The 3953-nt window shown below is 60.4% G+C and carries 6 protein-coding genes; all 6 read left to right on the top strand.

Features of this window, described 5'->3' with window-relative positions:
- Positions 1–487: hypothetical protein (locus tag E1J61_RS36600; RefSeq protein WP_207951314.1), on the top strand; the 487-nt coding region annotated here is incomplete at its 5' end.
- A 7-nt stretch (positions 488–494) separates the two neighbouring features.
- On the top strand, positions 495–1199 hold the full coding sequence (locus E1J61_RS36595; RefSeq protein ID WP_133098625.1) for a polymer-forming cytoskeletal protein: 705 nt from the start codon (positions 495–497) through the stop codon (positions 1197–1199).
- Positions 1200–1466: 267 nt separating this feature from the next.
- Positions 1467–2855 carry a helicase HerA-like domain-containing protein gene (locus E1J61_RS36590; RefSeq protein WP_133098624.1) on the top strand — a complete coding sequence of 463 codons (1389 nt, stop codon included), beginning with the start codon at positions 1467–1469 and terminating at the stop codon, positions 2853–2855.
- A gap of 325 nt (positions 2856–3180) precedes the next feature.
- Positions 3181–3504 (top strand): hypothetical protein, encoded by a 324-nt coding sequence (locus E1J61_RS36585; protein WP_133098623.1) that lies wholly within the window; start codon positions 3181–3183, stop codon positions 3502–3504.
- 27 nt (positions 3505–3531) lie between these two features.
- A complete protein-coding gene (locus tag E1J61_RS37690; protein ID WP_165971633.1) occupies positions 3532–3708 on the top strand; it encodes a hypothetical protein in 177 nt (58 codons plus the stop codon).
- A 1-nt stretch (position 3709) separates the two neighbouring features.
- Positions 3710–3953, top strand: a 244-nt coding sequence (locus E1J61_RS36580) for a hypothetical protein (protein ID WP_133098622.1), incomplete at its 3' end; no start/stop codon positions are given.

Raw genomic sequence — 3953 nt, 5'->3', positions numbered from 1 at the left:
CGTGACCAGCTCGGACAAGCGAGCGGCATCGGGAGTTGTAGGGCCAGGACCGAAAGAGTTGTCGCGTGACGCTCACCGCGAGGCCACGTCAGCCGTGATGCTCGCGGCATTGCGAGCAACTGCGGAGGCGCAGAACGTCCGACTGGCGGAAGCGGAGCGCACCCTTGCAGATCTCGAAACGCTGCTGACTTCCCTGCCGAAAGCGACCACCCAGAAGGCGAAGGAGGAGATCTCCACGTCCATGCAAGCGGCACGTAAAACAGTTGCGACAGCCAAGTCCACGAAAGTCGAAGTGAGCGCGCTTCCAGTCGAATTCATGACTGCGGAGAAGAGTGGCATTAGCGCATTCGAGAAAGAGTCCGTGGTGATTGCTGGCGCGCGTCATGCCGTTGGCGCGCGCCTTCCAAGCGGCGAGGTGCTGGTCGCCGTTGATCCGCAATCGCGCACGGTCGTAACGGACAAGCGCATCGTCAACGTGCCGAACTGAGGCCAGTATGCAAACCAATCCTCCCATCCTCACGCGCTTTCTTCTTTCGACGGGGCTCGTACGAAAGAAGCAAATCGAGCTTCCGATGAAGCCGCTTCAAGACGACGAGAGGCAGCAGCCGCGAACGACGCAGGGCAGGCCCGCGCCAGGTGGGCCGTCGGAAGCGGGCAATGCTCTGACAGTGCCAGCCATCCCAACCAAGGTGAAGCTCCCGCGCGTGGATGGGACAGAGGTGGTTCACACGCTCATTCCTGCATCCATGACCGTTGTCGGTGAGATTGAGATCGGCGAGAACGTCGTGTTTCAAGGACCGGTTCGCGGAAACATCACTGTGACTGGGGACCACCAGGTCATTCTGACCAAGACGTCCAGCGTTCACGGGAGCATCCGAGGGAAGGCTGTGATCGTCAGCTGCCAAGTCGAGGGCGACATTGAGGCCGAGCGAGTGATTCTCACGGAAGGCGCAGCTGTGCGGGGCGACATTCGGTACAGCACTCTGGCCATGGCCGAAGGCGCGAGACTTGATGGGAGGCTGACTATGGTGATCCCGAATGTCATCGCGGAGCAGCCAGCCGACCCGGATCCGGTCAAGGAGCTGGGAATCGATCTAGGCGCGAACGCGCGGGTCGAGTTGAACCGAGACGAAGGCGCAACGGGCGGCGAGTCAACGAACGTTAGCGAACTGCGCCCCGCAGCAGCGCGGTCGGCATGAGCGTACGGGGCGCGGTGGCCATTGTCGGCCTGTGGCTCGCTGCGTCTTTCATCATCTGGGCGAGTCATCCGATCTGGCTATGCCTTGCGGCGGAAGAACTGGCGAACTGCTTTGATCCCGTACTAGGGATGGAGGGCGCTCAAACGTCTCTCGCAGGACTCGTTGCGGCATCCCCCTTCTTGCTGACGGCGTGTCCGCGCTACCTACTGAGGGGCTGGCTGGCGAAGTGAGCACGCCAACCCTGCACCTATTCGGCACTAAAACATCATGCGAGTGTTCCTCGGCTACGACGACTACAAACGCAAGCACCAGTCGACGGATGTACCCGTCTTTTGGGATCCTGCGAGCATCATCAACCCCCACATACTTGTGTGCGGGAAGAGCGGCACCGGGAAAAGTACCCGGCTAAAGCAAATGATCTCGGAGGCTGTCGCTACTGCCGGCGACGAGTTTGAGCGCTATCACAATCTTGATGTGCACGGCGACTTGGTCATCGAGGGCGAGTCCCGGGTCCGGTTCGACGGCGAGACTCGATATGGCTACAACCCGCTGGTCCTCGACACCGATCCGAGAACAGGCGGTGTAAATCGCCAAATCAACTTCCTGATCTCCACCATCAACCAGACGTCCCGCAAGCTGATGGACCGTCAGGAGGCTACGTTGCGCAACCTCCTGACGGATCTATATGCGTTCTACGGTATTCACGAGCGTCAGCCCGCAACGTGGGTGCGCAAGGAGATGACAGAGGCGCTGCGTGACGAGATCTGGGAGCAGCGCCGCTGGGGCGAATTGAACCTCTACTATCCGACGCTGCGTGATGCCATCGGCTTTGCGGAGCGGCGCTTGAAGGCCATGTATGGCGGGCTGAACGGTAGCGAATCCGGCTTCCGCGCCGTGGGCGCGCTGGAGGCTATGAACAGTGCTGCTGCCCGCAAGTACCGGGCCCAGGTGAAGCAGGAGAAGGCCTTTTCCACAGAAGAGAAGGAGAAGGCACAGAAGGACTTCGACGCGGCGGTCGCCCTTTTCCGCGACAAGGTGGACGAGTACATCGCGTCCATCGAGAACGGACTGGAGTTCGACAACCTGATCAAGTACGACAGCAAGGAAACGCTGAAAGGGGTGATCGACCGGCTGAAGAACTTCGAGGCGCGGGGAATCTTCAATGCAAATCCTCCTCCGTTCGATCCCGACGCAAAGGTTTGGTCGTATGACCTAACCAGCTTGTCAGAAGAAGAAAAGACGCTCTTTTGCATGGTCCGAGCGCAGTACATCGCCCGTCGTCGGAAACTGATGGGCCCGGTTCCCCAGGTGCGGGAGATCCTCGGCGCGGACGAGGCGCACAACCTCTTCGATGACGACCCCGACAGCATCTACAACAAAATCTGCCTAGAGCTTCGGAAGTTCGGAATGGCGCTATGGGTGGTGTCGCAAGCGCCGTCCCATTTCCCGGAGGCGGTAATCACGACAGTTGGCACCAAGATCCTGCTGGGCATCGATAGCTACTACTGGAGTGCATCGTGCAAGAAGCTCAACATCGAAGAGAGCGTGCTGAAGTTCATCAAGCCGTGGAAAACGATGGCGGTGTACAGGGACTCGGTGGGCTCCACGGCATCGAAGTTCATGCAGGTTCAGCTCAACGCGTTGGAAGAGGCGTAGAGCGAGAGTCGCAGGGCTCGCCGAGTTGGGAATAATCGAGTTGCCGAGATGGCTGGCAGGAGCCGCTACGCCGCTGGCGGGGTAGCGGGCGGTGTGAAGGAAACCGCTTGGCGTGCCGATATTGATGGCGTTCAGGCGTCGGAAAAGACGGACCGCACGTACACGAATGACGTTGACCCCGTAATCGAGGCATAACGCCGAGGAAAGCAACCATGATCGAGACGCAGGCTTGCAAAGGCAGTAAAACGGGGGTCCTGCCGTGCTCCGGATAGCGTGTTTCTTGGGGGCAGACCCTCTCCATCCTGCCAACAAAGTCTGAGAAGCAATGACCGCCATTCGACTGTGCCTGGCAATTGCATTGGCCTTAAGCGCCGCCATGGCGGATGCGCATAGCAATTTTCCGCCAACTGAAAGCGAGAGCGTCTGGCCCGCGGCGAATGATGGTCGGTTTGTCGTGTCTGCTGTTTTGCGCAAGGAGGGCGAAAGCGGGGTGATTAAGCTGGTGCAGAGTTTCGTACTGGCAGCCACGTCCGATGCTGCGCTGACTGTCTTCACCAAGCAGGCGGGAAAGGCGTATCCGGGGTACTCGGTGATCGATACGATCATCACGGCGTTGCCGGCAAGTTGCGGCTATCGTGTCTCGATCTAGGCGACTCATACAAAGGAGAGAGCGACCATGCTGAGTTACCCGCTTCGACTTTTCAGGATGGTATCGATGCTTGTCGCCGGCCGCATCGGCTGGCCGAGCTTCGTGCAGTCTTTGCGGCCAGGTCAGCGCGCCGTGGTGCTTGTGGGTGGAGGGATGGTGTACTGCGACCGCCAGGACGAGCGCGACTTCTTTGCGGAGCCCTAGCGTGGTGAAGAATGCCAAAGCTCTCGCCCTATGCGCGCTCGCGGTGCTGACACTGGCGATGTCGGTCCGCGACAATCTGCCTGCCAGCCAGCAGGAGATCGTTCGGGTTGCCGCTAGCGTGGGAGGCAACCCATCCGCGGCCTCCGCCTTGCGCGAAGATCTCATGCGGGAGCCGGATCCGACGAAGGGGCGCCTGCGCGCCATGCGCGCGCAGGCGCTCGCGCAGGCCAAGCCGGCATCCGCCC

The sequence above is a fragment of the Cupriavidus sp. L7L genome, assembly GCF_004353535.1.
Lineage (GTDB): Bacteria > Pseudomonadota > Gammaproteobacteria > Burkholderiales > Burkholderiaceae > Cupriavidus > Cupriavidus oxalaticus_A.
The sequence above is the reverse complement of the archived record's forward strand: the minus strand, read 5'-3'. Positions and strand labels throughout refer to the sequence as shown.